Consider the following 26377-nt stretch of genomic DNA (forward strand, 5'->3'; position numbering starts at 1 on the left):
GGCTTGCGGGGACGACCCCGCTCGACCATTCTCCCGCGGGGACGGCCCTGCTGCTGTGTCGGAAGCCTGTCCGCGCGCGCAGCCGCGCGTCGACGGCTCCCAAGGAGACTGTCATGCCCTGGATCTACCTCGTGCTCGCCGGCCTGTTCGAGATCGGCTGGGCGATCGGACTGAAATACACGGAAGGCTTCAGCCGCCTCTGGCCCACCGTGGGCACCGTGGCGGCGATGGTCGCCAGCCTCATCCTGCTCGCGCTGGCGGTGAAGACCCTGCCGATCGGCACCGCCTACGCCGTGTGGACCGGCATCGGCGCGGTCGGCGCCGTGATTCTCGGCATCGTGCTGTTCGGCGATCCCGCCACCCCGGCGCGATTGCTCTGCGTGGCGCTGATCTTCGCCGGGATCATCGGGCTGAAGCTCACTGGCGGTGCCCATTGACCTGTCGAGCGTAGGCTGGAGTGAGCCGCAGGCAAGCCCCAACGCTGGTGTACCCACCAGCTGCTTACGTCGGGTTTCGCCTTTGGCTCCCCCCGACCTACCTATGCAAGAAAGCCCGCCGTTCGGCGGGCTTTTCTTTTGTGGAGCGGCTTGGACTTCAGTCCGCCTTGTTGCCCAGCTTGGTGATTTCCGGGTTCGAGGTGAAGTCGCGCTTGCTGCGCTGCGCATTGAGCGGTTCGCCGTGCACCTGGAACCAGATGTTCTCGGCGACGTTGGTGGCGTGGTCGCCGATGCGCTCGATGTTCTTGGCCATGAACAGCAGGTGCGTGCACGGCGTGATGTTGCGCGGGTCTTCCATCATGTAGGTGAGCAACTGGCGGAAGTAGCCGGTGTAGGCCTCGTCCAGCTCGGCGTCGTCCTTCCACACCTGGTAGGCGCGCTCGGCATCGCGGTCGCGGTAGGCCATCAGCACTTCGCGCACTTCGCTGGCGGCCAGTTCGGCCAGGTAACCCAGGCCATTGGTCGGCGCGATGGGCGCCACCATCGACAGCGGGATGGAGCGCTTGGCGACGTTGGCAGCGTAGTCGCCGATGCGTTCGATGTCGGCGGCGATGCGCAGCGCGGCGAACACATTGCGCAGGTCGCTGGCGATCGGCGCGCGCAGCGCGAGCAGGCGCACCACGTCGTGGCTGATTTCCTGCTCCAGCTGGTCGATGGCGTCATCGTTGGCGACCACGCGCTGGGCGGCGCGTTCGTCGCGGCGCTCGACCACATCGATGGCCGACTCCAACTGCGTCACGGCCAGCTCGCCCATGCGCACGATTTCGCCGGTGAGGCGGGCAAGCTCGTCGTCGTAGCTCTTGATGATGTGTTCTTTGGTAGGGCCGGTCATGGGTCGGGTCCTGGCAGTGAAACGGGGAACAGAGAACGGGGATCCTGGCTATCTCAACCAAAGCGGCCGGTGATGTAATCCTCGGTCTGCTTCTTGCCGGGCTTGGTGAAGATCTGTTCCGTGCGGTCGAACTCGATCAGCTCGCCCAGGTACATGAAGGCGGTGAGGTCCGAACAGCGGGCCGCCTGCTGCATGTTGTGGGTGACGATGACGATGGTGTACTCGCTCTTGAGCTCTTCCACCAGCTGCTCGATGCGGCCGGTGGCGATCGGGTCCAGCGCCGACGTCGGCTCGTCGAGCAGCAGCACCTCGGGCTTCAAGGCGATGCCGCGGGCGATGCACAGGCGCTGCTGCTGGCCGCCGGAGAGGCCCAGTGCGTTCTGCTTGAGCTTGTCCTTCACTTCGTCCCACAGGGCGGCGCTGCGCAGCGCCTGCTCCACGCGGATCTCCATGTCGGCGCGCGACAGGCGCTCGTGGTGGCGGATGCCGTAGGCCACGTTCTCGAAGATGGTCATCGGGAACGGGACCGGCTTCTGGAACACCATGCCGACCTTGCTGCGCAGCTTGTTCATCGAATAGCGCGCGTCGAGGATGTTCTCGCCGTCCAGCGTGATCTCGCCCTTGGCCTCCAGCTTCGGGTAGATCGCGTAGATGCGGTTGAAGATGCGCAGCAGCGTGGACTTGCCGCAGCCGGAGGGGCCGATGATGGCGGTGACCTTCTTCTCCGGGATATCCATGTTGATGCCTTTCAGCGCATGGAATCCGTTGTAGTAGAAGTTCAGGTCGCGCACGCGCAGCTTGGTCGGCGCCAGCGCGGGAGCGGGCTGCGGATGGATGCCGGCGACGGCGGACTCAGTCATGGGACACCTTGTTGCGGGAGAGGATCAGGCGGGAGAGCAGGCTCAACGCGAGCACGAACATGGTGATCACGAAGGCGCCGGCCCAGGCGATGGCGTTGATCGCAGGGTCCGGGTCCTTGGTGTACTCGTAGATCGCCTGGGGAAGGCTCGGCATCTTGTCCATCGGGTTGAAGGTCAGGAAGTTGTTGCCGAACGCGGTGAAGAGCAGGGGGGCGGTCTCGCCGCTGATGCGGGCCAGCGCCAGCAGCACGCCGGTGATGATGCCCGAGCGCGAGGCGCGCATGAGGATCTGGGTGGTCAGCTTCCACTGCGGGATGCCCAGCGACAGCGATGCTTCGCGCAAGGTCGAAGGCACCAGGCGCAGCATTTCGTCGGTGGTGCGCACGATCACCGGCAAGGCGATCAGCGCCAGCGCGATGCCGCCGGCGAGGCCGGAGAACGTAGTGTTGCCGCTGGTGAGCGCCGTGGTGGGCAGCACCACGATCGTATAAACGAACAGGCCCAGCACGATCGAGGGCGCCGACAGCAGGATATCGTTGAGGAAGCGGATCGATTCGCCCAGCTTCGTGCGATTGGCGTACTCGGCCAGCCACGTGCCGGCCAGCACGCCGATCGGCGTGGCGATGAGGATGCCCAGGAGGTTCAGGATCAGGCTGCCGACCATGGCGTTGGCCAGGCCGCCGTTCTCGCGGTACACCGAGATCTTGGTGAACAGGTTCCAGTTCATTGCGCCGATGCCCTGGCGCAGGGTCTCCCACAGGATCCACGCCAGGAAGGCGAGGCCGATCAGCGTGGCCAGCGAACTCAGGCCCAGCGCCACCACGTTGGTGATGCGGCGTCGCAGGTAAAGGGCGGAGGACTTCATCAGCGGCCCTCCTTGTGGGCGAGTCGGCGCAGCATCAGGCGGGCGATCATCAGCACGATGAAGGTGACTACGAACAGCAGGAATGCCAGCGCCATCAGCGAGGATTTCTGCAGGCCGGCGGCTTCGCCGAACTGGTTGGCGATGGTGGAGGCGATGGACGCACCCGGATCGAGCAGCGAGGGCGAGAGTTTCATCTTGTTGCCGATGATGAAAGTCACCGCCATCGTTTCGCCCAGCGCGCGGCCCAGGCCGAGGAAGATGCCGCCGATCACCGCCGACCGGGTATAGGGCAGCACGATGTCCCACGCCACTTCCCAGGTGCTGGAGCCCAGCGCGTAGGCCGACTCCTTCAGGCGGGTGGGTACGGTCTGGAACACCTCGCGCATCACCGAGGAGATGAACGGGATGATCATGATGGCCAGCACGATGCCCGCGGTCAGCACGCTGCCGCCGAATGGGTTGTCGTTGCCGAACATCTTGCCGATGAAGGGAACGTGCTCGGCGACCCAGGACACCTTGCCGTCGTCCGGCTGGTTGCCCAGGTAGTTGGTCAGCCAGGGCTTGATGTGGTCGGCGAAGAAGGGCGCGAACACGAACAGGCCCCACATGCCGTAGATGATCGAGGGAATGCCCGCGAGCAGTTCGATGGCGGAGGCGACCGGAGTGCGCAGCCACGGCGGCGCGACTTCGGAAAGATAGAGCGCGATGCCGAAGCTCACCGGCACGGCGATGAGCAGCGCGATGAAGGAGGTCACCAGCGTGCCGAAGACCGGCACCACTGCGCCGTAGACGTCGTCGCTGGGGTTCCACTCGCTGCTGGTGAGGAAGCCGAGGCCGAAGTGGGCAAACGCGTCGCGGCCGCCCCACAGCGTGGCCCCGGCGGCGCCGAGGAGGCAGGCCAGCACCAGCAGGGCACAGCCCATGAGGAGCCAGCCGAACAGGCGGTCGTCGCGCGCGTCGCGCCGCGCTCGGACTTCCTGGGTGGTGAGGGGCGCCGCGGCGGCCTCGTTCGCTTGCATGATGTCGCTTCCCTAGGCAACGCCGGCCGGCTGCGCCGCCCGATCGATGGGTTGTGCGCCGCTTCGGCGCCTTTCAGCAACAGGCCGCCCCTTCCTGCGAGGGGGCGGCCTGGTTGTGCACCCGGCGTCCGTGCCGGTGGCGGCGGAGCGTGCCCGCCGCGGGTCGGTCAATGCTTGAACTCGCTGCCCCAGTACGCCTCGATCTTCTTCACGAGGGTGTCCGGCAGGGCGACATAGTCCAGCGAGGCGGCGTCGTTCTGGCCGTTGTTCAGCGCCCACTTGAAGAACTCGAAGGCGACCTTGCTGTGCTCGGCGTTCTTCGGGGTCTTGTACATCACCACCCAGGTGGTGGCCGTGATCGGCCACGCCTGCGCACCCGGGGCGTTGGTCATGATCACGTTGAAGTCCTTGGCGCTGGCCCAGTCGGCCGTGGCGGCCGCGGCGGCGAAGGACTCGGCGCTCGGCACCACGAACTGGCCGGCGGCGTTCTTCATGTCCACCCAGGCGATGGCGTTCTTCTTCGCGTAGGCGTACTCGACGTAGCCGATCGAACCGTTGATCTGCTTGACGTACTGCGACACGCCTTCATTGCCCTTGCCGCCCACGCCGGTCGGCCACTCGACGGCCGTACCGAACTTCACCTTATCCGCCCACTCCTTGCTGACCTTGGAGAGGTAGTTGGTGAAGTTGAACGAGGTGCCCGAGCCGTCCGAGCGGTGCACGACCGTGATCTTCTTGGCCGGCAGGTTGAGGCCGGCGTTCAGCGCGGCGATCTTGGGGTCGTTCCAGTTGGTGATCTTGCCCAGGAAGATGTCGGCCAGGATGGCGCCATCGAGCTTGACCTGGTCGGCCTTGATGCCCGGGATGTTCACCACCGGCACGATGCCGCCCACCACCACCGGGAACTGGCCCAGCTTGAAGCTGGCGAGGTCTTCGGCCTTCACCGGCGCGTCGGTGGCGCCGAAGTCGATGGTGCCTTCCTTGATCTGCGCGACGCCCGCGCCGGAGCCGACCGACTGGTAGTTGAGCTTGTTGCCGGTCTTCTCGGCGTAAGCGGCGGACCACTTCGAGAGCACCGGGTAGACGAAGCTGGAGCCGGCGCCGGTGATGTCCGTGGCATGCGCGGACATGCCGAACAGCGAGGCCGCCGCGATCACGGCCGTCGAGCCGATGCGGGACAGATATTTGCTAGAGGTCAACACGGTTGCTCCTTAGTGATAAGGGTCACGGGGGATTCCCGCCCGACCGCTATTTCATGCGCGCCGTGTTGCAATGAAATGAGCTGAATGTTTCAGCGATATGACAGGCTGTCATATTGGGGCGCGGAAGGGCGGGGAATGGCAGGCCGGGCCTGCTTCTCCTTCCGTCTCCCGCGCAGCCGTGCGCCTTACAGCACGTCGAGCCCGATGTGCTCCCGCTCGAAGGTTTCCAGCCTCCGCCACCGGTTGACGATGGTGCAGAAGAGTTCGGCCGTGCGTTCGGCATCGTAGATGGCCGAGTGCGCTTCGCGCGTGTCGAAGACATGGCCGGCGGCCTGCACGGATTTGCTCAGCACCGTCTGGCCATAGGCCAGGCCGCCCAGCGTGGCGGTGTCGAAGCAGCTGAAGGGGTGGAATGGGTTGCGCTTGTGCCCCACGCGGCGCACGGCGGCATTGAGGAAGCCCAGGTCGAAGGCCGCGTTGTGGCCGACCAGGATCGCGCGCTGGCAGTCCACCTCGCGCATGCGCGCGCGGACTTCCTGGAAAACGTGGTCCAGCGCCGCCCGCTCGTGCAAGGCGCCGCGCAGCGGGTTGTCCGGGTCGATGCCGGTGATCTCCAGCGCCCGCGGGTCGATGTTGGCGCCCGGAAACGGCTCCACGTGGGCGGAAACTGCCGGCCGCGGGCGCAGATAACCCTCGGCGTCCATGTCCAGGGTGACGGCGGCGATCTCTAGGAGGGCGTCGCGCTCGGCGTCGAATCCGCCGGTTTCCACGTCCACGATGACCGGATAGAAGCCGCGGAAGCGGTCAGCCATGCGGCTGGCCATGCTGTTGCTCAGGTTTTCGGGGTTTTCCATCGCGGAAGCATATCAGCCGGCTGCGGGGCGCCGTGAGCCGGGCGGTGGGCATTTGTTGCAAGAGGGTGTGCCGGTGTCTTGGTTTTGTCATCTAAACAGCACGGAATCGTAAAGGGCCGGCCGCATCCTGCCGGCCATCCTGTTGGCCGGCCGATCGAGAGGGGGCGGTACAGGCAATGTCTACCAACATGCGGAGAACATCCATGCGTTCCAAGTTGCTCGCGGTGGCGATTGCCGCCGGTTTGGGCGTCGTCAGTTTCCACGTTGCCGCGGAGCCGGCGACGAAGGGCAAGGCCGCCCAGACCAGCCAGACGTCGCAGGCGTCCCAGAACGCCGAGATCGAGGCGCTGAAGGCCCAGCTCGCCGAGCTGCAGGCCAAGGTCATCGAGCTGGAACAGCGCACCGATGCGCAGTCCGACATCAACGTCAGCACCGGCCAGAACATCGAAGCCGTGCAGAAGGCCCAGGCCGTCGCTGACAAGAAGGTGGCGGTCATCGACAAGTTCGTGAACAACACGAAGGTCGGCGGCACGATGTTCTTCGACCTGACCAACGCCGACCACAAGGAAAAGGGCAAGACCGGCGGCTTCGTCAGCAAGGATGGCCATGGCTCGGTCAATGGCACCGGCTTCGACGTCAAGCGCTTCTACCTGACCATCGACCACCAGTTCGACGACGTGTGGTCGGCCAACCTGACTACCGACTTCAACTATCAGTCGACCCTGAGCCAGACCAGCCTGTTCGTGAAGAAGGCCTACGTGCAGGGCAAGTTCGATCCGCTCTTCGCGGTGCGCTTCGGTGCGACCGACATGCCGTGGATCCCCTACGTCGAGAAGTGGTACGGCTACCGCTTCATCGAGAACACCATCACCGACCGCAGCATCGACGGCGGCCGCGGCACCGTGGGCCAGGCCCCGGCCGGCCTGGGTTCGTTCGGCAACTCGTCCGACTGGGGTGTCCATGCCTTGGGCGCGACCACCGGCGACAACGCGATCAACTACCAGTTGTCCGTGGTCAACGGCCGCGGTTTCCGCAACCCGTCGCGTTCGGACAGCGTGGACGTTGAAGCCCGCTTCGGCTACCAGCCGATCGAGCAGATGGTCATCGCCGTGGGCGGTTACGACGGCAAGCGCGGCAACAAGGTGCAGAACGGCACCGCCACGCAGAACGCGACGCGCGGCGACGTGCTGGTCGCCTACCGCGACAAGACCTTCGGCCTGGGCGGCGAATACTTCACCGCCAAGAACTGGGACGACGTGCTGAAGTACAACGGCCAGGTGCCGGTGCCGGCGGTGGTGCGCGACAAGGCCGAGGGCTACTCGCTGTTCGGCGACTGGAGCTTCGCCCCGCAGTGGGCCCTGTTCGCCCGCTACGACCGCGTGGATTACAAGTGGTGGGGCCTCACCGGTCCGCAGAACAAGCTGAAGGACGTCTACTACAACGCCGGCGTGTCGTACGACGTGCTGAAGAACCTGCGCCTGGCGTTCGCGTGGAAGCACGACAAGCTGGAAGGCCCGCTGAAGGCGTTCCAGTACAAGACCAACGAGATCGGCTTCTGGGGCGTGCTGTCCTACTGATCTCACCGGTTATCGGAAGGGAGTTCGACCCATGGACGGAAAACGGCGGGCCTCAAGCCCGCCGTTTGCTTTTCCGGCAGCCACGAAAATAACCAGGTTGTGGTCTTGCGTCAGTAGTTCACTTGCAGCTGCACCCTCAGCAAGTCGCCATCGATGCGGCGATACGGCGCGGAGGCGACATTGGTCCGGCGCATGTTGGCGTAGGCCACTGCCAGCTCCACGGCGTTGGACGGCTGCCATTCCACGCCGATCTCGGTTTCGTCGACCAGCATGCGCGGCGTGTTGGTATCGAATTTCGACGCCCCGCGATAGGTCTGCCATTTCAGATACGGGAACAGCGTGCCGATGCTGCCGCCGTCGATCTTGTACATCGCTTGGACGTAGCCACCGCGCAGGGAAGTGGTCCGGATCTGGCGCCTGGCGACATCCAGCTCGGGACCGCGGCCGACCGTCCATTCCGCCTGCAGGCCGAACGGCTGCGGGTAATAGATGGCATGGACCGCGACGCGCTGGTCGATCGAGCCGTTTACCGGCGCGGTGTCCTTCGGCGTGAAGCTGCGGCCGCCGATGGTGATCGACGTGGGCGTGGCAATCTTGAAACGCCCGCTATAGGCATCGGCGCCGACTTCGAAAAACTGCCCGTTGTCGAATTTGAACGGATAGCTGAAGTGCAGCACGGTGTGCAGGCTGTTGTTCTGCTCGGCGCGATTGGCGCCCTGGCCGTTGTAGAAGCCCAGGCCGACCACGCCGTAGTCGCCGGAGCCCTTCAGGCCGGACTTCACCAGGTATTGGAAGCGCTCCTGCACGTGCTTGGGGGTGTAGTAGAAGAACAGGCCCAGATCGCGTTCGTCGCGCACGCCCGAGTTCAGCGCGTCGGCGCGGTCGGGGGTGAGGCGGTTCTGGCTGGATTGTAGGTTTTCCCAGCCGTACGGCACTTTCGATTGCCCTGCGCGTACGCGGTATTCGCGGTTCTTGTCGAAGTAGATATCCGCATAGGCGTCCCGCAGTTGCGCGAAGTTGCTGGTGCTGGAGCCGCTGGGTGTGCTGGCGAAATCCGGCTGCAGGTAGAACGACACGCGATCGTTGATGTCGCCGCTGAGCACCACACGCGCACGGCGGATGCCGAAGCCCTGGTTGTCGCCGATAAAGCGGTCGCCCGGCGAACGCAGGTCGGCGGCGTCGCCGCCAATCCCCTGGTTGTAGCGCAGCTGGGTGTAGCCGCGGATCGAGATGCGGTCAAACCATTTCTTCTCGGCCGGCTTGGCTGGCTTGGCCTCCGCAACCAGGTGAGCGCTTCCTGTCGGGGAGGGATCGGCCGGCGCGGCGGACGGCGTCTGCGTCGCCGCCGTCGGCTCGTCGATCTGGACGAAGGTGCCGAGCTTCACGCGGCCGGGGCCGGGTTCGGCATAGATCTGCTGGGTCTTGCGATCGACATAAAGGTCGAGCGTGGCGGCGGGAGAGGCCTCTGAGAGCGCGGCGGCCCCCATGGTCCAGAGCATCGAAGCTAGGGTTTTTTTCTTCATGGTCATCCGGGAGATCGGCGGCAGGGCCGCGTGGGCGAGAGGGGGCGTCGCGCCGGACACCCAGTTCGCGGCATCGGCTCGGCGGGCGCGGGCGCAAGTTTTTGCGTTCCGCGGCGCCGCGAGCCTAGGCAGGCGGGATGTCGCTTTTGTGACAGAGGGGCTCGCCGGACCCGCGCCCAAGATCCGGAAAACGTTGTGAAAGTGCTTTCATCGGCCTGAACGAAATGGACGTCTAATTCAGGTTATTCGTATTTGTGCGATGCAAGGGGTTGAGCATCGCCGCGCAAGACCGTATCTTCTTTCGCCATGCACCTTCGCCGCCTTCCCCGCGTCTTCGTCATGTTCGTGGCATGCCTGTTCGGCGTGCTGGTGACGTTCGCGTCCACGGCGCAGGGCATGGGCGAGCAGGGGCGGGCTGCTGTCGCGGCCGCCATCTCCGCCGACCTGGCTCAGGATCTCGCCGACCACGGCGAGGGCGGTGCCGATGCGCTCGATGGCGCATGCTCGATCGACGACCAGTGCCTGGACGACATCATGGTCGAGTCGGTGGAGTTCCCGGTGTGGCACGTCGGTGCCCCCTCCGTAGCCCTGGGGGCCGTGCCGGATGTGCACGAACGCCCCTTTGGCCTGATCTGCCCCCCTCCCAACGCCTGATTTCCCGGTGCGCCTTCCGTCGTTGCGGCGCTTGAGCGTCCGCAGCGGGATTTCCATGCGCGCCTGAAGGGCAGTTCGCCTGCCCATGGTCTCGCTGTGTCCTCGCGAGACGCACTTCATCCATTCCAGTTTTTCGCGGCCGCTTGCCGCTTCGTTTTCCTATTGCCCGGGAGATATACCCATGGAACGTCTGCTCGAAGGTTTCGAACATTTCCGTCGCACCGTCTTTCCGGAACAGCGTGAGCTGTTCAAGAAATTGGCCACTGGCCAGAGCCCCCATACCCTGTTCATCACCTGCGCCGACTCGCGCATCATGCCGGAGATGATTTTTTCGGCGCTGCCCGGCGAAATCTTCGTCTACCGCAACATCGGCAATATCGTGCCGCCGTACGCGCAGCACGTGAGTGGCGTGGTGGCCGCCATCGAATACGCGGTGAAGGTGCTGCAGGTGAAGCACATCGTCATCTGCGGCCACTCCGACTGCGGTGCGATGAAGGGCCTGCTGGCGCCGGCCAAGGTCGCGCACATGCCGTCCGTCGCTGCATGGCTGAAGCATGCTGACGTGGCCAAGTACGTAGTGGCGGAGAACAGCCCCCAGCTAGAGGGCGAGGAAGCACTGCGCCGCGTGACCGAAGAGAACGTCGTGGGCCAGCTCGAACATCTGCGTACCCTGCCGGCGGTAGCCGCGGCGTTGGCTAACGGCACCGTGCGCATCCACGGCTGGGTGTACGACATCGCCCATGCGGAACTGCGTGCGTTCGACGCGCAGACCGGCATGTTCACCCCTATCGATCCGACGCTTCGCGAAGTGCCGGACGCGAACCCGCACGCCCGCTTCGCGGCCATCGCGTCCACCACCTGAGGAGTCGTTCCATGCGATCCGACACGATGTCGAAGTACTTTTCGACGAACCTGTTCAGCCGCGATCTGCTTGGCTCGATCGTGGTGTTCCTGGTGGCGCTGCCCTTGTGCATGGGCATCGCTATCGCCTCCGGCATGCCGCCGGCGGCTGGCCTGATCACCGGCATCATCGGCGGCATCGTGGTGGGCTCCATCGCCGGCTCGCCGCTGCAGGTGAGCGGTCCGGCCGCGGGCCTGGCGGTGCTGGTGTTCGAGCTGGTGCGCGAACACGGCGTGGCCGCGCTCGGTCCGGTGGTGCTGCTGGCGGGCCTCATCCAGATCGCTGCCGGCCTGTGCCGCGTGGGCATCTGGTTCCGCATGACATCGCCGGCTGTGGTCGCCGGCATGCTGTCGGGCATCGGCATCCTCATCGTGGCCTCGCAGGCCCACGTGCTGATCGATGCCAAACCGTTGGCACGCGGCCTGGAGAACTTCGGTGCACTGCCCGGAGCCCTGGCGAAGGCGTTCTCCGGCGAAGGTACCGGTCTGGCGGCGTTGGGCGTCGGCCTGTCCACGATCGCGATCATGCTGGGTTGGGAAAAGCTGCGCCCGCAGAAGCTGCGCTTCGTGCCGGGCGCGTTGCTGGCGGTGGTCGCGGTGACGGCGTTCGTGCAGTTCCAGGGCGTGAACGTGAACAAGGTGGACGTGCCGGCCAACCTGCTGTCGGCCATCGCCCTGCCGAGCTTCGCTGACCTCGGCGGTCTGCTCGAGCCTTCGCTGTTGATCGCCGCGCTCACCTTCGCCTTCATCGCCAGCGCGGAGACGCTGCTGTCGGCGGCGGCGGTGGACCGCATGCACGATGGCGCGCGCACCAACTACGACCGTGAGCTGACGGCGCAGGGCGTGGGCAACACCTTGTGCGGCCTGCTGGGTGCCTTGCCGATGACCGGCGTGATCGTGCGCAGCGCGGCCAATGTGCAGGCCGGTTCGGCGACGCGCATGGCCACCATGATGCACGGCGCCTGGCTGCTGGTGTTCGCCATGCTGCTGCCGTGGCTGATGCGCATGACGCCCGTGTCCTGCCTGGCGGGCATCCTGGTCTTCACCGGCGTCAAGATGATCAACATCAAGCAGGTGAAGAGCTTCGCCGCCTACGGCAAGGGCACTGCCGGTATCTATCTGGCGACCACCTTCGCCATCGTCGCCACCGACCTGTTGGCGGGCGTGCTGGTGGGCTTCGCGCTGTCGCTGTTCCGGTTGGCGCTGCTTTCCTCGCGGCTGAAGGTGAACCTGGCCGAGCATGAGGAGGAGCCGGGTGCGGCCAAGCTGCATCTGACGGGTATCGCTACCTTCCTGAAGGTGCCGTCGATGGCGCGCACCCTGGAACAGGTGCCCCCGAACACGCGCCTGCATGTGGTGATGGACGATCTGCACCACGTCGATCAGGCCAGTTTCGAGCTGCTGCGCGACTGGGCACGCAACGCCAAGTCCAAGGGCTGCGAGCTGGTGGTCGACTGGATGGAACTGGAGCGGCGCGTCGAAGGGCCGGCGAAGGCCGCGGCCTGAGCCTGACTCGCGCGACCTGATCTACCCCGCGGAGGCGTGAGTCTCCGCGGGGCATCTTTCATGAAGCGGTAGGGAAAGGGGAGCGATACCGATGCTCGCGGACATCACCTCGGCGCTGGGCGCCATCAAGACCGGTTCCGACATCGCGCGGGAAGTGGCCTCTGCGCACTCGCTCGACGAAGCGCGCCAAAGAACGCCGGAGCTCTTCGGCGCCATGGCCGAAATCCAGCACCGGCTGGCGGCCATGCAATTGGCCTACGCCGCGCTGTTGGAGGAGCGCGATGCGCTGATGCGCGAGGTCGAGGAGGTCCGGCAGGCTCGTCTCGAACGCGAGCGCTATGTACTGCAGGCCTTGCCCCAGGGCGGTCTGGTGTATCGCTTCAAGGCCAGCCGCGAGTCCGGCGCGGTGCCGCACGATCTATGCGTGCACTGCTACGAAGGCGGGGTGAAGTCCATTCTGCAGCCGAATGGCTCCCATCTCGTGTGCCCCGCCTGCAAGACCAAATTGCGCGCGAAAGGCCCGGCCGCCATAGCGTCGCGGCGGGGCGGCGTGTGCGTGTGGACGCTCTGACCCCCGGAGCCGTTATTTCGCTCGCCCGGCGACGGAGCGGCGAGCCGTTTTCTTGACTACGGCTTTTTTGGTTGCCGTCTTTTCCGGCGCCTTTTTCTTGGTCGGCTCGGCCGGCGTCTTGTCCTTGTACTGGCACAGGTCGCGGATCACGCACTGCGGACACTCCGGCTTGCGGGCCTTGCATACGTAGCGGCCGTGCAGGATCAGCCAGTGGTGCGCGTCCTGTTTGAATTCCGGCGGGATCACTTTTTCCAGCTTGTCCTCCACCGCACGCACGTCCTTTCCCGGCGCCAGGCCGGTGCGGTTGGATACGCGGAAAATATGCGTGTCCACCGCAATGGTGGGCTGGCCGAAGGCCGTGTTGAGTACGACGTTCGCGGTCTTTCGCCCCACGCCCGGTAGCGCTTCAAGAGCCTCGCGCGTGGCGGGCACTTCGCCGCCGTACTGTTCGACCAGGATGCGGCAGAGCGCAATCACGTTCTTTGCCTTGGCGTTGAACAGGCCAATGGTGCTGATGTAGCGCTTGAGGCCTTCCTCGCCGAGGCCAAGGATCGCCTCGGGCGTATTCGCCACCGGATAGAGTTTGCGCGTGGCCTTATTCACGCCCACGTCCGTCGCTTGCGCCGACAGCACGACCGCCACCAGCAATTCGAACGGCGTGGTGTATTCCAGTTCGGTGGTGGGGTGCGGATCGAGTTCGCGCAAACGGGAGAACAGCTCGACGACGTCGGCTCGCTTCACGATCTGGTTTCCTGTTGCTTTGCCTTGGCGCGGGCCAGTGCGGCCAGCACCGGATTGTCGCTCACCGCCGTGCCGACCTGGGCCTTGCGCGCCGCGAGCTCGGCCTCCTGCTGGATGCGTTCTCGCGCAAGCCGCGCTTCGCGGCGCTGAAAATGCGTACGTGCCTTGTCGGCGTGCGCCAGGCTTTCTACCTGCACCGCGGGCATCGGCTCCAGCACGATGCAATCGACCGGACAAGCCGGAACGCACAGTTCGCAACCCGTGCAATCGTCGGCGATAACCGTATGCATCACCTTCGCCGCACCGACGATGGCGTCCACTGGGCAGGCCTGGATGCATTTCGTGCAGCCAATGCAGTCGGCCTCCACGATGCGCGCGAGCATGCGCGGCTTCTCCACGCCGTGTCCGGGATCGAGCGGCAATGCGGGGCGTCCGAGCAGCGCAGACAGCCGGCGGATGCCTTCCGCGCCGCCCGGCGGGCACTGGTTGATCCCGGCCTCGCCGCGCGCGATCGCCTCCGCGTACGGGCGGCATCCATGGAAGCCGCATTGCTCGCACTGCGTCTGCGGTAATAGGGCGTCGATGCGATCGGCGAGGGACGTGGCCATGGACGGTTGCGGCATCGGGATCAGGCGGTAAGGGTCAGTGCAAGTGTCAGCCAGTCGGAGATCCGGCGCCAGCAGGCCTGGGGCTCTGTCTGGAGCAGGAAGTGCGGGCCGTCCAGGCGTTCGATATGTGCGCCGGGCGCCAGCTCTTCGAGGCGCTTCGGCGCCCAGGGATCGAGCAGGCGATCGCCGGTGGGTTGAAGTAGCAGCACCGGAATGTCGAGCCTGGCCAAGGCATCCGCGGCATCCGGTGCGATCAGCATGCGCAGACGCTGCTTGATGGTCTTGCCGTCCAGCTTGCTCAGTTCCGCTTCGACTGCGCCAAGGATCGGCGGCGGCGCGCGATGCCCGACGCAGAACCCGCGTATCGCCCAGCGCATGCGCGCGGCACCGGCCAGCCATGCTTCCGGCCACTGGCTGGCCCACGCCACGAGGAGGTGGGGCCGCGTGGCGAATGACGCGCAAAGCACCAGGGCCTTGACGCGATTGCCGAGGCGGCGGGCCAGGTGGATGGCGACCGGTCCGGAGAACGACTCCGCCAGCAGAACGACCGCCTGCTCATCGCCGATCGACCGCTCCGCGTGGGCTACGTAAGCACCCATGCTGGCCGGCAAATCGGCGGGATAGTTGAGGCGCCGATACTTCCAGTCGCCGGCGATGCACGACTCGAAGGCGGCGAACAGATGGCCGCTGCCGTCGAGTCCCGGCATCAGGACAAGAGTGGGTCCGGCCGGCGACATGCGCTCAGCGAACAGTCGCCCCCGGCTTCGCGCCCTGGTCCGCATCCAGCAGGAACAGGTCGCTGCCGCCGTCGCCGGCGGACAGGATCATGCCTTCGGACAGGCCGAAGCGCATCTTGCGCGGGGCGAGGTTGGCGATGAACACCACGTTGCGGCCGATCAGCTTTTCCGGCTCGCCGTAGGCGGCGCGGATGCCGGAGAAGATCTGGCGCGTGCCCAGCGGGCCGGCGTCGAGCTCGAAGCGCAGCAGCTTGTCCGAGCCGTCCACGAATTCGCAGGCGGTGACCTTGCCGATGCGCAGGTCGAGTTTGGCGAAGTCGTCGATGCCGATGGTGGCGGGGGCGGTGTCGGTACTGCCGGGGGCGCTCATGGTCTTGCCGTTGTCCTTCTGGGTATCGTTCTTTGCCGCTTTGGCGGGCTTGGCGGCGGGTTCGGGCGGGGCCAGCGAATCGCGCGAAGCGTCTACCATGGCCTCCACCAGCTTCGGGTCGATGCGGCCGAGCAGGGGGTCGAACGCATTGATGGTGTGGTTGTGCAGCTCGGCACGCGCGTCGTCGAAGCCGTTGATCGGGGCGTCGAGGAAGCGCTCGGCTTTCTCCACCGTGGCCGGCAGCAGCGGTTTGAGCAGGCCGGCCAGCAGGCGGAAAGCGGCGATCGCGAACGAGCAGACTTCGTGCAGTTCCTGCCGGCGCGTGTTGTCCTTGGCGATGTTCCACGGCGCCTTGGTTGCGATGTGTCCGTTCACCAGGTCGGCCATCTGCACGAACTTGCGCGTGACGTCGGCGAACTCGCCGCTGCGGTACAGCGACGGCACTTCGTCGTAATGCACCATCAGTTCGCGCCAGAGCTCGTCTTCCTCCTTGCCGAACGCCGGCGCGAGACGGCCTTCGAAGAACTTCTGCACGAAGCCGGCGGTGCGGCTGGCGATGTTCACCCACTTGCCGATGAGATGGGAGTTGACCCGCTCCTCGAACGACTTCAGGTCCAGGTCCACGTCCACCGGCGTGTCGCCGAGCATCGATGCGAAGTAATAGCGCAGGAATTCCGGGTGCAGGCCCACGTCAAGATACGTGCGCGCCTTGATGAAGGTGCCGCGCGACTTGGACATCTTGGCGCCATTCACCGTCAAGTAGCCGTTGACGTGCAGGGCGGTGGGCGTGCGGAAATCGGCGCCGTGCAGCATCGCCGGCCAGAACAGGCCGTGGAAATTGATGATGTCTTTGCCGATGAAATGGTGCATCTCGGCACGGCTGTCCGGCGCGAGGAAATCCTCGAAGCGCACGCCCGTCTTGGCGCACAGCGCCTTGAAGCTGGCCAGGTAACCTACCGGCGCATCCAGCCACACATAGAAGAACTTACCCGGCGCGTCGGGGATGGGGAAGCCGAAGTAGGGAGCATCGCGCGAGATGTCCCAGTCCTTCAGTCCGCCGTCCAGCCACTCGCGCAGCTTGGCGATCACGCCGCCGTTGGCCACCGGCTCGCCGCCAGTGAGCTTGCCGGCGAACCAGTCGCGCAGCAGCGATTCGAACTTGCCCAGCTCGAAGAAGTAGTGCTCCGAGTCGCGCAGCACCGGCGTGGCCCCTGACATCACCGAGTACGGGTTGATCAGGTCGGTAGGCGCATAGGTCGCGCCGCAGTTCTCGCAATTGTCGCCGTACTGGTCCGGGGTTCCGCACACGGGGCAGGTGCCCTTGATGTAGCGGTCCGGCAGGAACATGGTCTTTTCCGGGTCGAACAGCTGCTGGATCGTGCGGCGGGCGATGTAACCGCCATCGCGCAGGCGCGCATAGATCAGCGAGGCGAGCTCGCGGTTTTCGTCCGAATGGGTCGAATGGTAGTGATCGAACGCCACGCCGAAAGCGGCGAAGTCCGCCTCGTGCGTCAGGCGGATACCGTCGATGTAGGTCTCCGGGGCCAGGCCGGCCTTTTCCGCGGCCAGCATGATCGGCGTGCCGTGCGCGTCGTCGGCGCACACGTAGAACACTTCGTCTCCCTGCATGCGCTGCGCCCGTACCCAGATGTCGGCCTGGATGTAGCCCAGCATGTGACCCAGGTGCAGCGGGCCATTGGCGTAGGGCAGGGCGTTGGTCACGAGGAGTCGGCGGGACATGGCTGCTCGGCTGGTCAGGGGATCGGGGATTATGGCACGCGGGCGGGAGCGGGACGCCGCGCCGTCCGGCGCGCCGCCCGGATGGCGAGCGCGGCCAGGGCGCATGGCAGCCAGACCCAGCACGCTTCGGAGGCCAGCACGTCCAGTCCGCGGGTACTGAAGAAACGCGCGCCGATCGGCGACACCTCGACCGGCCGCCACGGAAAGAAGAACCGGTCCGCGGAAAATGGCCAGGCGAGCGCGACGCCCAGTCCGCCATCGGTCAGCGCATCCAGCAGAGGGTGCGATAGCGCGGCGAGTCCCACAAAGACGAAAGCGCGCCCTGGCGTAGTGCGCAGGAGACGCCAGGCGCATGCGGCCAGTGCGGCGAGCGCGAGCGCCAGGGCGATCGAGTGCGTCGCGCCGCGGTGCCCGAAGGCGTCGGCATAGGCGATGCCGAATTTGAAGGCGAGTACGTCCGCATCGGGCAGCATGGCGGCGACGGCGCCCGCCGCGAGCAGGCGAGGGGAGATCGCGCGGCGTCCGGCGGCGGTGCCGATCAGCAGGGGGACGACGGCATGGGTGATGACGGTGGGCATGGGCCTTCCTTGAGCGCTCGCGAGATGTCGATATCCACAGGCATGCCGGCCGCAACGGAGGGCGGTAACGAGACGGTCGCCTGGGTGGCCGGCATCCTGTAGCACGGCACCGATGGTTCAGGACGTTACCGGATTCCAGCCCGCGCCGGTTACGGCCACCGCACCGGGCTGGTTGCTTGTTTGTGCACGATTGTCTACATTTATGCCAATTGTTCGAGCATGGGCCATCCCTTCATGAGCACAGCGGGCGAAGCCGTGTTGACCGGTCGCGAATCCCTGGGACGCGCCACGTTGTCCACCCGCCTGATCTTCCTGGTCTCGGGTATCGGTATGTCGGCATGGGCTCCCATGGTGCCGTACGCAAAGTCGAGACTCGGTCTGGACGACGCGCAGCTCGGCTTGATCCTGCTGGTGTTCGGTGGCGGCTCGATGGCGTCGATGCCGTTCGTGGGCTGGCTGAGCCACCGCTTCGGCAACCGCCGCGTGATCGTCGCCTCGGGCCTGTTGCTGTGCCTGGCACTGCCGGTACTTGCCGTCGCGCCGAGCGCGGCGGTGCTCACCGTGGCGCTGGCGTATTTCGGCGTGATGCTAGGCGTGGTCGACGTTGCGATGAACGCGCATGCGGTGGAAGTGGAGCGCCTCGACGGCCGTGTGCTGATGTCCGGTTTCCACGGGCTGTTCAGCGTGGGCGGCCTGACCGGCGCGGCGCTGATGAGCGCGCTGCTGGGAACCGGTCTGCCGCTGGCGTGGTGCGCGGCTATCGTGGCGGCCGTGCTGGCGGCGCTCGTGCTCTTCTTGCGCGGCGGCCTGCTGCCGCACGGCGGGGAAGCCAATGAGGGGCATGCGGCGTTCGGCATGCCGCGAGGCCTGGTGTTGCTGCTGGGGCTGCTGTGTTTCGTCAGCTTCATGGCCGAGGGTTCGATGCTGGACTGGAGCGCGGTGTTCCTGCGCGATTTCCGCAGCTTTGCGCCGAGCTCGGCCGGCATCGGCTATGCGTGCTTCTCGATCGCGATGGCGCTGGGCCGCCTCACCGGCGATCGGCTGGTGCAGCGCATAGGCACGGTGTGGACCGTGCGCGCAGGCGCGGCCCTGGCCGCCGCGGGTTTCGCCCTGGTGGCCGGCGTGCCCTGGGCGCCCGCGTCCCTGTTCGGTTTCGTACTGATCGGCCTGGGCGCGTCCAACATCGTCCCGGTGATGTTCAGCGCGGCAGGCCGCCTGCCCGGAACTTCGCCGGCGGTGGCCCTGGCCACGGTCACCATGCTCGGCTACGTGGGGTTGCTCAGCGGCCCTGCGCTGATCGGTTTCCTGTCCAAGGTGAGCAGCCTGCCGGTGGCAATGGCCGCCGTGGCCGGGTTGTTGCTGCTGGTGTCCGCGTCTGCGCGGATCGTGCGCCGGTGAAAGGAGCGAGCGACATGATCGATACCGTGGTGTTCGACCTGGGCGGCGTGCTGATCGATTGGAATCCGCGCTATCTGTATCGCCAGCTGTTCGATGACGAGGCGGCGATGGAGCGTTTTCTCGCCGACGTCTGCACGGGCGCATGGAACGAACAGCAGGATGCCGGACGTCCCTGGGCAGAGGCGGTGGCGACGCTGAGTGCGGATTTTCCTGAACATGCGCCGTTGATCAGCGCGTTCCGCGATCGCTGGAAAGAGATGCTGGCCGGGCCGATCCAGGATAGCGTGGCCCTGCTCGCCGAGCTGAAGGCGCGCGGCGTGCGCCTCTACGCGCTGACGAACTGGTCGCACGAAACGTTTCCGGTGGCGCTGGAGATGTACGACTTCCTGCGTTGGTTCGAAGGCATCGTGGTCTCGGGTGACGAGCGCCTGATCAAGCCTGATCCGCGCATTTACCAGCGCCTGTTCGAGCGTTATGGCATCGAGCCAGCGCGCGCGATCTACATCGATGACGCGCGGCGCAACGTCGATGCCGCCGCAGCGCTCGGCATGCACGCCTGGTGGTTCCAGGGCGCCGAAGGCTTGCGTGCATGGTTGGCGTCGCACGGCCTGGTCGACGCGGAGGCGATGGCATGAGCAGGGCCGCAGCGATCGATGCCTTGCCGGCCGAAGCACTGCCGCAGGAGCGGCAGCAGTGGATTCTGCAGCGCCTGCGCCAACAGGGGCGCGTGGTGGCGGCGGAACTGGCGGCCGAATTCCAGGTGTCGGAGGACTCGATCCGCCGCGATCTGCGCGAGCTGGCCGCGCAAGGGCTATGCAAACGGGTCTACGGCGGTGCCTTGCCGCTGACCGTGGCGCTGCAGCCGCTCAAGCAGCGACGCGGCGAGCACGCCGGCCGCAAGCAGGCACTGGCGCGCAAGGCGGCGACGCTGGTGCGGCAGGGCCAGATCCTCCTGATCGACGCGGGGTCCACCAACACGGCGATCGCGGCCGCCTTGCCCGAGCGCCTGGGGTTGACGGTGGTGACCAATGCTCCGGACGTCGCGCTCGCGCTGATGGACCGCGAGGGTTTCGAGATCCTGCTCATCGGCGGCCGCATCGATCCGCGCATCGGCGGCGCGGTGGGCGCGCAGGCGGTGAAGGCCCTGCAGGGGATCCGCGCGGATATCTGTTTCCCGGGCGCCTGCGCCATGGACCTGCACGGCGGGCTGTGGGGTTTCGACAGCGAGGAAGTGCTCTTCAAGCGCACCATGGTCGAATGCAGCGGCGAAGCCGTGGTGGTGGTGACCAGCGACAAGCTCGGCGCCGTGGCAACACATCGCGTGGCCGAGCTGGCCGAAGTGCAGCACCTGGTAGTGGAGCACGGCGTGGACAAGGCGACGCGTGCGTCCTACGCATCGCGCGGGGTCACCGTGCACCGCGCCGAGGCGGCTTCATGAGCGCGGGGGAGGCCTGAGCGGCGCAGTCGCTATTCCGGTTCGCCTCAAAAGAAAACGCCCCGCCATGCGGGGCGTTTTCGTACTTCAAGCCTGGCGGAACGCTTATTCCTGACGTTCCCACACCTGGCTGCGTCCGATCAGCGAGAAACCGATGTAGCCGTGCACGTCCAGCTTCGTGCCGTTGTCCATGGTCTTGAGCTTGACCTTGTAGGTCTTGCCATTCTTCGGGTCGAGGATCTTGCCGCCATCCCACTCGTCGCCGTCCTGCTTGACGCCCCACATGATCACCATGCCCTCGACGGGCTGGTTCTTGCGCTCGCCATCGCATTCCTTGCAGATGGGATGCGGGCCTTCGTCCGATTGCAGGACCTGCAGCACCTTGCCCTGCAGTTCGCCGTTGACTTCGGTGATCTGCACGATGGACTTGGGCTGGTGGGTCTTGTCGTCGATGGTCTTCCAGGTGCCGACCGGCGATTGGCTGGCGGCGAACGCCGCGCCGGCGCCGAGCAGCAGGCCGGCGGCGGTGGCGAAGCGGATCATGGGCTTCATGCATTCCTCCCGTACGAAACAGTATGGACGGAGCCTGACGAGCCCGCGCCTGGGCGTCAAGCTGCAATGCGCAAGCTCGGAGCTGCACGGCGGACTGGCATAATGGGCAACTCCCGGTTGCACGACACATGCTCATGACGCAGGCAAGCGAAGCCCTGGTACGCCACATCCTCGGCGAGACGATCGACCCGCACACGGGCGCGCCGCTGGCCGACAGCCTGCGCGCCGTGGGCGTGGACGGCGCCCGCGTATCCGTCGATCTCCAGCTCGGCTATCCGGCGGCCGGCGCGGCCGAGGCGATCGCCGCCACGGTCAAGCGGGCGCTGGAAGCGGACGCCGCGATCGAGTCGGCCGCCGTCTCCGTAAGCAGCCGCGTCTACGCGCACAAGGTGCAGGGCACGCTGGCGCCGTTGCCGAACGTCAAGAACATCATCGTGGTGGCTTCCGGCAAGGGCGGCGTGGGCAAGTCGACCGTCTCGGCCAACCTCGCGCTGGCGCTGGCCGCCGAAGGCGCCAAGGTGGGCGTGCTGGATGCCGACATCTACGGCCCCAGCCAGCCGCGCATGCTGGGCATCAGCGGCAAGCCCGAATCGCCGGACGGCAAGACCATCACCCCGATGCAGGCGCACGGCGTGCAGGCGATGTCCATCGGTTTCCTGGTGGACGAGGAGACGCCGATGATCTGGCGCGGCCCGATGGTCACGCAGGCCATGATGCAACTGCTCAACGATTGCCGCTGGGAGCCGCTCGACTATCTCGTCGTGGACCTGCCGCCGGGCACCGGCGATATCCAGCTCACGCTCTCGCAGAAGGTGCCGGTCGCCGGCGCGGTGATCGTCACCACGCCCCAGGACATCGCCCTGCTCGATGCGCGCAAGGCGCTGAAGATGTTCGAGAAGGTGGAGGTGCCCGTGCTCGGCGTGGTGGAGAACATGGCCACCCACGTTTGCTCGAACTGCGGGCACGAGGAGCATATCTTCGGCGAGGGCGGTGGCGCGCGCATGGCCGAGCAGTACCACGTGGCCTATCTCGGCTCGCTGCCGCTGGACATCCGCATCCGCGAACAGGCCGACAGCGGCACGCCCACGGTGGTTGCCATGCCGGACTCCGACCTCGCCGCGCGTTACCGCGAGATCGCGCGCAACGCGGCAGGCCGCCTGTCGCGCCAGCCGCGCAACAAGTCGCTGGGGCTGGGCAAGATCATGGTGCAGGGCGCGCCTCCTGCGTAACGCCCTCGACGTCCTCTCCAGCGAAGAGAGGGGTGGAATGATCGGGCTGGGCGGAGCGGGGCGTCGGGGGTTCGCAACAGATCCAAAGGGTTCTCCCACCCTCTGGCAGCGCTCATCGAGCCATTGCCCTCGCTCGATGGCGCCCAAGGGCAAACCCTGCAAACCCCTCCGTATCTAGGGCGGAACGGATTTCAGAACGGAGCGTCGGATCACCATGCCACAGCGCATCCTCTGCCTCAGCGGCAGTCTCCGCACCGTCTCCGCCAATACGGCCTTGCTGCGCGCGGCACGCGCGCTGGCGCCGCGCGGGCTTGAACTGACCCTGTTCGGACGCATGGGCGAGCTGCCGCTGTTCAACCCCGATATCGATGCCGAACCGCTGCCGCCCGCCGTGCTCGCGTTGCGCGAAGCCGTCGGCACGAGCGACGCGATCATCATCGCCTGTCCGGAGTACGCACATGGTGTGCCGGGGCCTTTCAAGAATCTGCTCGACTGGCTGGTATCGAGCCTGGAGTTTCCCGGCAAGCCGGTCGTGCAATGGAATGCGTCGGGGCGAGACTCCCATCATGCGCAGGACGCGTTGCGCGAAGTCCTGCGCACCATGTCGGCCCGTCTGCTCGACGACGCGGCGGCGGTGTTTCCATTGCCAGGCGCGGGCAGTTCCATGGAGGCGCTGCTGGGCGAGGCGGAACATGTGGCGCGGATCCGTGCCGCGCTCGATCGCCTCGCTTCCATTCTCGCCGCTTCCGCCGGTTCGCCCTGAAAGAGAACGGGCGCCGAAACGGCGCCCGTTCTGATGCTTCCGCGATCAGGCGCCCGCCTTCTTCTGGCGATGGATCGCACGGCTGTCGCGGTTTTCCGTGTGCTGGATGCGGCGCTGCTCGGCACGGTTGACGTGGCCGTTGGCGCCGGCATTGTGCTCAAGGTGGTCGACGTGCGCCTCGCGACCCTGTAGACGGGCGACCTGCCCGTCGTTGAGCGAACCGCTGCGTACGCCCTGGTCGATGCGCTTCTCCTGGTTGACGTCGCGCTGCACGTCGGCGGCCATGCGGCGGGAGGAGGGCGAGTCCGGGTTCTGCACGGCGCCGTTGTGCGCGTCGCGATAGATGTCGCGGCTCTCCACGTTCTCCGCATGCTGGATCTGCGCCTGTTCCTGGCTGGTGAGCGGGCCGTTGCGCAGGTCGCGCTGCTCCATGCGGTCGATGTGGGCCTGGCCCTGTTCCAGATGCGCGGTCTCGCGTGTGGTCAGCTGGCCGTCCTTGACGCCGTTCTCGATGCGCTGCTGCTGGTTCACGTTGCGCTGCACGTCCTGGTTCACCGGCGCCTCCTGGGCGCTGGCCGCGGTGCCGATGACGGCGGCGATGACGCCGACCAGTGCGGCGCGACGGAAGTTCGAGCGGTAGTGCATGGCGTTCTCCTCTTTGAAGTGGTGGAACTGCGTGGCCCGGGTGCGAGCGGAGAACGGGGGCTCGGCGGGCGTGTTGACTCGCGGCGGCCGGATGGATTTATCGGCCGCTCAGCCTGCGGCGGATTGGTCTCTTTCAAAAATCCTTTCTGGTCATGGTGTTGTCTTCCATGGCTTGCGTGTGGCTGACGAAAAAGCAGGCTTTGCGGCAGCGCCGCGATGATCAGGCCCGGATTTCATGGCGACCAGGGGACACCGCCGTTCGACTGGCGGTGCCCAGGCCGATCCGCTATGTTTTTCCGCTTCCTCGGCCCAGCGTCCGGCGCCGGGACGCACAACGAACGCAATGGGAGCCCGAGTGAGCATCAAATCCGACAAGTGGATCCGGCGCATGGCCGAGCAGCACGGCATGATCGAGCCGTTCGAGCCGGGCCAGGTCAAGGTTCGCGAGGGCAACCGGCTGGTGTCGTACGGCACGTCGAGCTACGGCTACGACGTGCGCTGTGCGCGCGAGTTCAAGATCTTCACCAATATCAACTCCACCATCGTCGACCCGAAGGCCTTCGACCCGACCAGCTTCGTCGACGTGGAAGCGGACGTGTGCATCATTCCGCCGAACTCCTTCGCGCTCGCGCGCACGGTCGAGTACTTCCGCATCCCGCGCAGCGTGCTCACCATCTGCCTGGGCAAGAGCACGTATGCGCGCTGCGGCATCATCGTCAACGTCACGCCGCTGGAGCCGGAGTGGGAAGGCCACGTGACGCTGGAGTTCTCCAACACCACGCCGCTGCCCGCCAAGATCTATGCCAACGAGGGCGTGGCGCAGATGCTGTTCCTCGAATCCGACGAGGAATGCGAGACCAGCTACCGCGACCGCGGCGGCAAATACCAGGGGCAGCGCGGCGTCACTCTGCCGCGCACCTGAGATCGCAGGAATTCGCGCGGTCGGCGGCTGAATGGCTGCCGTCCCGCGGCGGTGCGGGCCCCGGGGCCGGCGCTACACTCGCTTCGTTGCCACCACTGATTTGCCGGAGATTCGCATGATCCGTTTATCCACGCTGCTCAGCCGCACCGCCGCTGCCGCCCTGCTGGGGAGCCTGCTGGTCCTCGCCGGCTGCCATCGCGGCGCCACCAAGGACGAGGCCATCAAGACGGCCCAGATGCAGGGCCAGTTCGATGCCACCGTGCAGGCCTACAAGAGCGGCCAGTTCATGGTGGATGGCGCGGTGCTCTCCGCCCTGGATACGGGCAGCCACTTCGCCTACCTGAAAGACCAGGGCAAGCTGCCCAAGACCGTGCTGCTGGTGCCCAGCGACGAATCGAAGGTGCGCAAGGCGCATCTCGAATTCATGGCGCGCATGCAGCTGGATTACGGCTTCACCGTGTACTACGACGACGGCGGCACGCTGAAGAAGATCAACCCGGTGGACACCAAGGCGCGCGAGCTCGAGGACTACCACGCCCCGGTCAAGATGAACGACGAGATGAAGGGCAAGGAAGCGAGCAGCGGCGGCTACGATCCGTCGCAGCGCTGAAGCGGCTTCATCCGGAAAACGAAACGCCCGCGAGCGATCGCGGGCGTTTTTTTATGCCAGGGCCAGCCGCAGGCGCTCGACAAGCTGGTCCCGCTCTTCCGGCGCGTAGGGTTGCGTGGGCCCGCTGCCCCACACCGGGCCCGGCCATGCCGCGTCTCCTTCGCGCCGCGCCACCACGTGCACGTGCAGCTGCCGCACGATATTGCCGAGCGCGCCAAGGTTGAGCTTGTCGCAGGGCGCGTAGGCGCGCAGCGCGGCAGCGGCGCGGTCCACTTCCTGCCACAGTGTGGTCCGGTCCGCTTCCGGCAGGTCCGCGATTTCCGACAGCCCCGGCCGGCGCGGTACGAGGATCAGCCAGGGGAAGCGAGCGTCGTTCATCAGCAGCACGTCGCACAGCGGGAGGCTGGCGACGTGGCAAGTGTCGGCGGCGAGGCGGCCGTCCAGCGCGAACGGTGCGTCGCTCATGCAGCGGCCAGCTCGCGCGCGAAGAAGCCCATGGTGCGATCCCAGGCGAGCACGGCGCTGGGTTCGTGGTACTGCGGGCCGACGTCGCGATTGAAAGCGTGGTCGGCGGGATAGGTGTAGATCTCCATCTGCGGCAGCTTCTCGCGGTGCGTGGCCACCATCTCCGGCGGGATGCTCTTGTCGAGTTCGCCGAAGTGGAACATCACGGGAGCTTTCGGCTGCTCGTCCAGGTAAGGCAGGTTGCGCGCGCCGTAGTAGCTGACCGAAGGAAAGCCCAGGCGCGTGGCAGCCAGCAAGGCGACCGTGCCGCCCCAGCAGAAGCCGACCGTGCCGATGCGGCCGGCGGAGGCGATCGCTTCGGCCGCGCTCGCCACCGCCTCGACGGCGCGCTCCATGCCCAGCTCGTTCACCAGCGCCTTGCCGCGCGCCGCCGTTTCGGGGCTGTAGCCCATCTCCACCCCTGTCTCCAGGTAATCGAAGAAGTGCGGTGCGATGGCGGTATAGCCGGCAGCGGCCAGGCGGTCCGCCACACTGCGGATGTGCTCGTTCACGCCGAAAATTTCCTGGATCACCACGATGCCGCCCCGCGAAGCGCCTCCGGGCTTCGCCAGGTAGGCGCCGATGCACTGCGTGCCGGAGGTCGGGAGGTTGAGGTTCTGGCCCATGGATGGTTCTCGCTGCGGCAAAGTGGCGAGTTTAGGCGGCGCGGATGGTACGGAACAGC

29 protein-coding genes are annotated in these 26377 nt (G+C 66.3%); 13 read left to right on the forward strand and 16 right to left on the reverse strand.

The window, feature by feature from the left end; genetic code table 11:
• Window positions 1-113: 113 nt before the first annotated feature.
• Window positions 114-437, forward strand: coding sequence for a quaternary ammonium compound efflux SMR transporter SugE (gene sugE / locus RKE25_RS08380; RefSeq protein WP_311841782.1), 324 nt, complete (start codon window positions 114-116; stop codon window positions 435-437).
• A 157-nt stretch (window positions 438-594) separates the two neighbouring features.
• On the opposite strand, the gene phoU is transcribed toward sugE, so the two are convergent.
• The 6 genes from phoU to rnt form a co-directional block, all read right to left on the reverse strand.
• On the reverse strand, window positions 595-1329 hold the full coding sequence (gene phoU, locus RKE25_RS08385) for a phosphate signaling complex protein PhoU (protein ID WP_311841783.1): 735 nt from the start codon (window positions 1327-1329) through the stop codon (window positions 595-597).
• Window positions 1330-1382: 53 nt separating this feature from the next.
• A complete protein-coding gene (gene pstB / locus RKE25_RS08390; RefSeq protein WP_311841784.1) occupies window positions 1383-2189 on the reverse strand; it encodes a phosphate ABC transporter ATP-binding protein PstB in 807 nt (268 codons plus the stop codon).
• Window positions 2182-3054 carry a phosphate ABC transporter permease PstA gene (gene pstA, locus RKE25_RS08395; RefSeq protein ID WP_311841785.1) on the reverse strand — a complete coding sequence of 291 codons (873 nt, stop codon included), beginning with the start codon at window positions 3052-3054 and terminating at the stop codon, window positions 2182-2184. Before pstA ends, pstB begins: the two co-directional genes overlap by 8 nt.
• The gene (pstC, locus tag RKE25_RS08400) at window positions 3054-4073 is read right to left on the reverse strand and encodes a phosphate ABC transporter permease subunit PstC (protein ID WP_311841786.1); all 1020 of its coding nucleotides are present in this window, start codon (window positions 4071-4073) and stop codon (window positions 3054-3056) included. The genes pstA and pstC overlap by 1 nt, the downstream gene beginning before the upstream one ends.
• 167 nt (window positions 4074-4240) lie before the next feature.
• Window positions 4241-5203 carry a phosphate ABC transporter substrate-binding protein PstS gene (gene pstS, locus RKE25_RS08405; protein WP_311842358.1) on the reverse strand — a complete coding sequence of 321 codons (963 nt, stop codon included), beginning with the start codon at window positions 5201-5203 and terminating at the stop codon, window positions 4241-4243.
• 257 nt (window positions 5204-5460) lie between these two features.
• On the reverse strand, window positions 5461-6129 hold the full coding sequence (gene rnt / locus RKE25_RS08410; protein ID WP_311841787.1) for a ribonuclease T: 669 nt from the start codon (window positions 6127-6129) through the stop codon (window positions 5461-5463).
• A 203-nt stretch (window positions 6130-6332) separates the two neighbouring features.
• On the opposite strand from rnt, the gene RKE25_RS08415 reads away from it, so the two are divergent.
• On the forward strand, window positions 6333-7706 hold the full coding sequence (locus tag RKE25_RS08415; protein WP_311841788.1) for a carbohydrate porin: 1374 nt from the start codon (window positions 6333-6335) through the stop codon (window positions 7704-7706).
• 110 nt (window positions 7707-7816) lie between these two features.
• On the opposite strand, the gene RKE25_RS08420 is transcribed toward RKE25_RS08415, so the two are convergent.
• Window positions 7817-9229: a porin gene (locus RKE25_RS08420; RefSeq protein ID WP_311841789.1), complete on the reverse strand. Its 1413-nt coding sequence runs from the start codon at window positions 9227-9229 to the stop codon at window positions 7817-7819.
• Window positions 9230-9568: 339 nt separating this feature from the next.
• Between RKE25_RS08420 and RKE25_RS08425 the strand changes: the two genes are divergently transcribed.
• From RKE25_RS08425 to RKE25_RS08440, 4 genes are all read left to right on the forward strand, one after another.
• Window positions 9569-9883: a hypothetical protein gene (locus tag RKE25_RS08425; RefSeq protein ID WP_311841790.1), complete on the forward strand. Its 315-nt coding sequence runs from the start codon at window positions 9569-9571 to the stop codon at window positions 9881-9883.
• Window positions 9884-10064: 181 nt separating this feature from the next.
• Window positions 10065-10745: a carbonic anhydrase gene (locus RKE25_RS08430; RefSeq protein WP_311841791.1), complete on the forward strand. Its 681-nt coding sequence runs from the start codon at window positions 10065-10067 to the stop codon at window positions 10743-10745.
• An 11-nt stretch (window positions 10746-10756) separates the two neighbouring features.
• Entirely contained in the window at window positions 10757-12289 is a 1533-nt protein-coding gene (locus tag RKE25_RS08435) for a SulP family inorganic anion transporter (RefSeq protein WP_311841792.1), read from the forward strand.
• A gap of 91 nt (window positions 12290-12380) precedes the next feature.
• Window positions 12381-12860 carry a hypothetical protein gene (locus RKE25_RS08440; protein WP_311841793.1) on the forward strand — a complete coding sequence of 160 codons (480 nt, stop codon included), beginning with the start codon at window positions 12381-12383 and terminating at the stop codon, window positions 12858-12860.
• A gap of 12 nt (window positions 12861-12872) precedes the next feature.
• On the opposite strand, the gene nth is transcribed toward RKE25_RS08440, so the two are convergent.
• The 5 genes from nth to RKE25_RS08465 are packed head-to-tail and all read right to left on the reverse strand — an operon-like array spanning window position 12873 to window position 17634.
• Window positions 12873-13601 carry an endonuclease III gene (nth, locus tag RKE25_RS08445; RefSeq protein ID WP_311841794.1) on the reverse strand — a complete coding sequence of 243 codons (729 nt, stop codon included), beginning with the start codon at window positions 13599-13601 and terminating at the stop codon, window positions 12873-12875.
• Window positions 13598-14209, reverse strand: coding sequence for an electron transport complex subunit RsxB (rsxB, locus tag RKE25_RS08450; RefSeq protein ID WP_311841795.1), 612 nt, complete (start codon window positions 14207-14209; stop codon window positions 13598-13600). Before rsxB ends, nth begins: the two co-directional genes overlap by 4 nt.
• A 20-nt stretch (window positions 14210-14229) precedes the next feature.
• Window positions 14230-14916 (reverse strand): alpha/beta fold hydrolase, encoded by a 687-nt coding sequence (locus RKE25_RS08455; protein ID WP_311841796.1) that lies wholly within the window; start codon window positions 14914-14916, stop codon window positions 14230-14232.
• Window positions 14917-14950: 34 nt separating this feature from the next.
• Window positions 14951-17056 carry a methionine--tRNA ligase gene (gene metG, locus RKE25_RS08460; RefSeq protein ID WP_311841797.1) on the reverse strand — a complete coding sequence of 702 codons (2106 nt, stop codon included), beginning with the start codon at window positions 17054-17056 and terminating at the stop codon, window positions 14951-14953.
• A 29-nt stretch (window positions 17057-17085) separates the two neighbouring features.
• Complete coding sequence (locus RKE25_RS08465) at window positions 17086-17634, reverse strand: metal-dependent hydrolase (protein WP_311841798.1); 549 nt, start codon at window positions 17632-17634, stop codon at window positions 17086-17088.
• A 234-nt stretch (window positions 17635-17868) separates the two neighbouring features.
• On the opposite strand from RKE25_RS08465, the gene RKE25_RS08470 reads away from it, so the two are divergent.
• The 3 genes from RKE25_RS08470 to RKE25_RS08480 are packed head-to-tail and all read left to right on the forward strand — an operon-like array spanning window position 17869 to window position 20470.
• Entirely contained in the window at window positions 17869-19032 is a 1164-nt protein-coding gene (locus tag RKE25_RS08470) for an MFS transporter (RefSeq protein ID WP_311841799.1), read from the forward strand.
• A gap of 14 nt (window positions 19033-19046) precedes the next feature.
• Entirely contained in the window at window positions 19047-19667 is a 621-nt protein-coding gene (locus RKE25_RS08475; protein WP_311841800.1) for an HAD family phosphatase, read from the forward strand.
• Complete coding sequence (locus RKE25_RS08480; protein WP_311841801.1) at window positions 19664-20470, forward strand: DeoR/GlpR family DNA-binding transcription regulator; 807 nt, start codon at window positions 19664-19666, stop codon at window positions 20468-20470. The genes RKE25_RS08475 and RKE25_RS08480 overlap by 4 nt, the downstream gene beginning before the upstream one ends.
• A gap of 102 nt (window positions 20471-20572) precedes the next feature.
• Here RKE25_RS08480 and RKE25_RS08485 read toward each other — a convergent pair whose 3' ends face one another.
• Window positions 20573-21019 (reverse strand): DUF2147 domain-containing protein, encoded by a 447-nt coding sequence (locus RKE25_RS08485; protein WP_311841802.1) that lies wholly within the window; start codon window positions 21017-21019, stop codon window positions 20573-20575.
• A gap of 134 nt (window positions 21020-21153) precedes the next feature.
• On the opposite strand from RKE25_RS08485, the gene apbC reads away from it, so the two are divergent.
• Both apbC and RKE25_RS08495 read left to right on the forward strand, forming a co-directional pair.
• Entirely contained in the window at window positions 21154-22248 is a 1095-nt protein-coding gene (gene apbC, locus RKE25_RS08490) for an iron-sulfur cluster carrier protein ApbC (protein WP_311841803.1), read from the forward strand.
• Between the two features lie 214 nt (window positions 22249-22462).
• The gene (locus tag RKE25_RS08495; RefSeq protein WP_311841804.1) at window positions 22463-23011 is read left to right on the forward strand and encodes an NADPH-dependent FMN reductase; all 549 of its coding nucleotides are present in this window, start codon (window positions 22463-22465) and stop codon (window positions 23009-23011) included.
• Between the two features lie 45 nt (window positions 23012-23056).
• On the opposite strand, the gene RKE25_RS08500 is transcribed toward RKE25_RS08495, so the two are convergent.
• Window positions 23057-23656: a hypothetical protein gene (locus RKE25_RS08500; protein WP_311841805.1), complete on the reverse strand. Its 600-nt coding sequence runs from the start codon at window positions 23654-23656 to the stop codon at window positions 23057-23059.
• A 355-nt stretch (window positions 23657-24011) separates the two neighbouring features.
• On the opposite strand from RKE25_RS08500, the gene dcd reads away from it, so the two are divergent.
• Both dcd and RKE25_RS08510 read left to right on the forward strand, forming a co-directional pair.
• Window positions 24012-24578 (forward strand): dCTP deaminase, encoded by a 567-nt coding sequence (dcd, locus tag RKE25_RS08505; RefSeq protein WP_311841806.1) that lies wholly within the window; start codon window positions 24012-24014, stop codon window positions 24576-24578.
• A gap of 115 nt (window positions 24579-24693) precedes the next feature.
• Window positions 24694-25188, forward strand: a complete 495-nt coding sequence (locus tag RKE25_RS08510) for a hypothetical protein (RefSeq protein ID WP_311841807.1) — start codon at window positions 24694-24696, stop codon at window positions 25186-25188.
• Window positions 25189-25239: 51 nt separating this feature from the next.
• Here RKE25_RS08510 and RKE25_RS08515 read toward each other — a convergent pair whose 3' ends face one another.
• Window positions 25240-25653, reverse strand: coding sequence for an HIT family protein (locus RKE25_RS08515; protein ID WP_311841808.1), 414 nt, complete (start codon window positions 25651-25653; stop codon window positions 25240-25242).
• Window positions 25650-26318: a dienelactone hydrolase family protein gene (locus RKE25_RS08520; protein ID WP_311841809.1), complete on the reverse strand. Its 669-nt coding sequence runs from the start codon at window positions 26316-26318 to the stop codon at window positions 25650-25652. Before RKE25_RS08520 ends, RKE25_RS08515 begins: the two co-directional genes overlap by 4 nt.
• Between the last annotated feature and the right edge of the window lie 59 nt (window positions 26319-26377).

The sequence above is a fragment of the Dyella sp. BiH032 genome (genome assembly GCF_031954525.1).
GTDB lineage: Bacteria > Pseudomonadota > Gammaproteobacteria > Xanthomonadales > Rhodanobacteraceae > Dyella_D.

Bases quoted from the DNA above. Each gene is read 5' to 3' on its own strand.
- RKE25_RS08465 (WP_311841798.1), bottom strand. From the start codon at position 17,634: ATGCCCACCGTCATCACCCATGCCGTCGTCCCCCTGCTGATCGGCACC.
- RKE25_RS08415 (WP_311841788.1), top strand. From the start codon at position 6,333: ATGCGTTCCAAGTTGCTCGCGGTGGCGATTGCCGCCGGTTTGGGCGTC.
- sugE (WP_311841782.1), top strand. From the start codon at position 114: ATGCCCTGGATCTACCTCGTGCTCGCCGGCCTGTTCGAGATCGGCTGG.
- RKE25_RS08495 (WP_311841804.1), top strand. From the start codon at position 22,463: ATGCCACAGCGCATCCTCTGCCTCAGCGGCAGTCTCCGCACCGTCTCC.
- pstB (WP_311841784.1), bottom strand. From the start codon at position 2,189: ATGACTGAGTCCGCCGTCGCCGGCATCCATCCGCAGCCCGCTCCCGCG.
- RKE25_RS08475 (WP_311841800.1), top strand. From the start codon at position 19,047: ATGATCGATACCGTGGTGTTCGACCTGGGCGGCGTGCTGATCGATTGG.
- RKE25_RS08520 (WP_311841809.1), bottom strand. From the start codon at position 26,318: ATGGGCCAGAACCTCAACCTCCCGACCTCCGGCACGCAGTGCATCGGC.
- rsxB (WP_311841795.1), bottom strand. From the start codon at position 14,209: ATGGCCACGTCCCTCGCCGATCGCATCGACGCCCTATTACCGCAGACG.
- RKE25_RS08455 (WP_311841796.1), bottom strand. From the start codon at position 14,916: ATGCCGGGACTCGACGGCAGCGGCCATCTGTTCGCCGCCTTCGAGTCG.
- rnt (WP_311841787.1), bottom strand. From the start codon at position 6,129: ATGGAAAACCCCGAAAACCTGAGCAACAGCATGGCCAGCCGCATGGCT.
- RKE25_RS08510 (WP_311841807.1), top strand. From the start codon at position 24,694: ATGATCCGTTTATCCACGCTGCTCAGCCGCACCGCCGCTGCCGCCCTG.
- RKE25_RS08440 (WP_311841793.1), top strand. From the start codon at position 12,381: ATGCTCGCGGACATCACCTCGGCGCTGGGCGCCATCAAGACCGGTTCC.
- RKE25_RS08480 (WP_311841801.1), top strand. From the start codon at position 19,664: ATGAGCAGGGCCGCAGCGATCGATGCCTTGCCGGCCGAAGCACTGCCG.
- RKE25_RS08435 (WP_311841792.1), top strand. From the start codon at position 10,757: ATGCGATCCGACACGATGTCGAAGTACTTTTCGACGAACCTGTTCAGC.
- RKE25_RS08485 (WP_311841802.1), bottom strand. From the start codon at position 21,019: ATGAAGCCCATGATCCGCTTCGCCACCGCCGCCGGCCTGCTGCTCGGC.
- pstS (WP_311842358.1), bottom strand. From the start codon at position 5,203: ATGTCCGCGCATGCCACGGACATCACCGGCGCCGGCTCCAGCTTCGTC.
- RKE25_RS08470 (WP_311841799.1), top strand. From the start codon at position 17,869: ATGAGCACAGCGGGCGAAGCCGTGTTGACCGGTCGCGAATCCCTGGGA.
- RKE25_RS08430 (WP_311841791.1), top strand. From the start codon at position 10,065: ATGGAACGTCTGCTCGAAGGTTTCGAACATTTCCGTCGCACCGTCTTT.
- pstA (WP_311841785.1), bottom strand. From the start codon at position 3,054: ATGAAGTCCTCCGCCCTTTACCTGCGACGCCGCATCACCAACGTGGTG.
- apbC (WP_311841803.1), top strand. From the start codon at position 21,154: ATGACGCAGGCAAGCGAAGCCCTGGTACGCCACATCCTCGGCGAGACG.
- metG (WP_311841797.1), bottom strand. From the start codon at position 17,056: ATGTCCCGCCGACTCCTCGTGACCAACGCCCTGCCCTACGCCAATGGC.
- phoU (WP_311841783.1), bottom strand. From the start codon at position 1,329: ATGACCGGCCCTACCAAAGAACACATCATCAAGAGCTACGACGACGAG.
- pstC (WP_311841786.1), bottom strand. From the start codon at position 4,073: ATGCAAGCGAACGAGGCCGCCGCGGCGCCCCTCACCACCCAGGAAGTC.
- RKE25_RS08420 (WP_311841789.1), bottom strand. From the start codon at position 9,229: ATGAAGAAAAAAACCCTAGCTTCGATGCTCTGGACCATGGGGGCCGCC.
- RKE25_RS08515 (WP_311841808.1), bottom strand. From the start codon at position 25,653: ATGAGCGACGCACCGTTCGCGCTGGACGGCCGCCTCGCCGCCGACACT.
- RKE25_RS08500 (WP_311841805.1), bottom strand. From the start codon at position 23,656: ATGCACTACCGCTCGAACTTCCGTCGCGCCGCACTGGTCGGCGTCATC.
- RKE25_RS08425 (WP_311841790.1), top strand. From the start codon at position 9,569: ATGTTCGTGGCATGCCTGTTCGGCGTGCTGGTGACGTTCGCGTCCACG.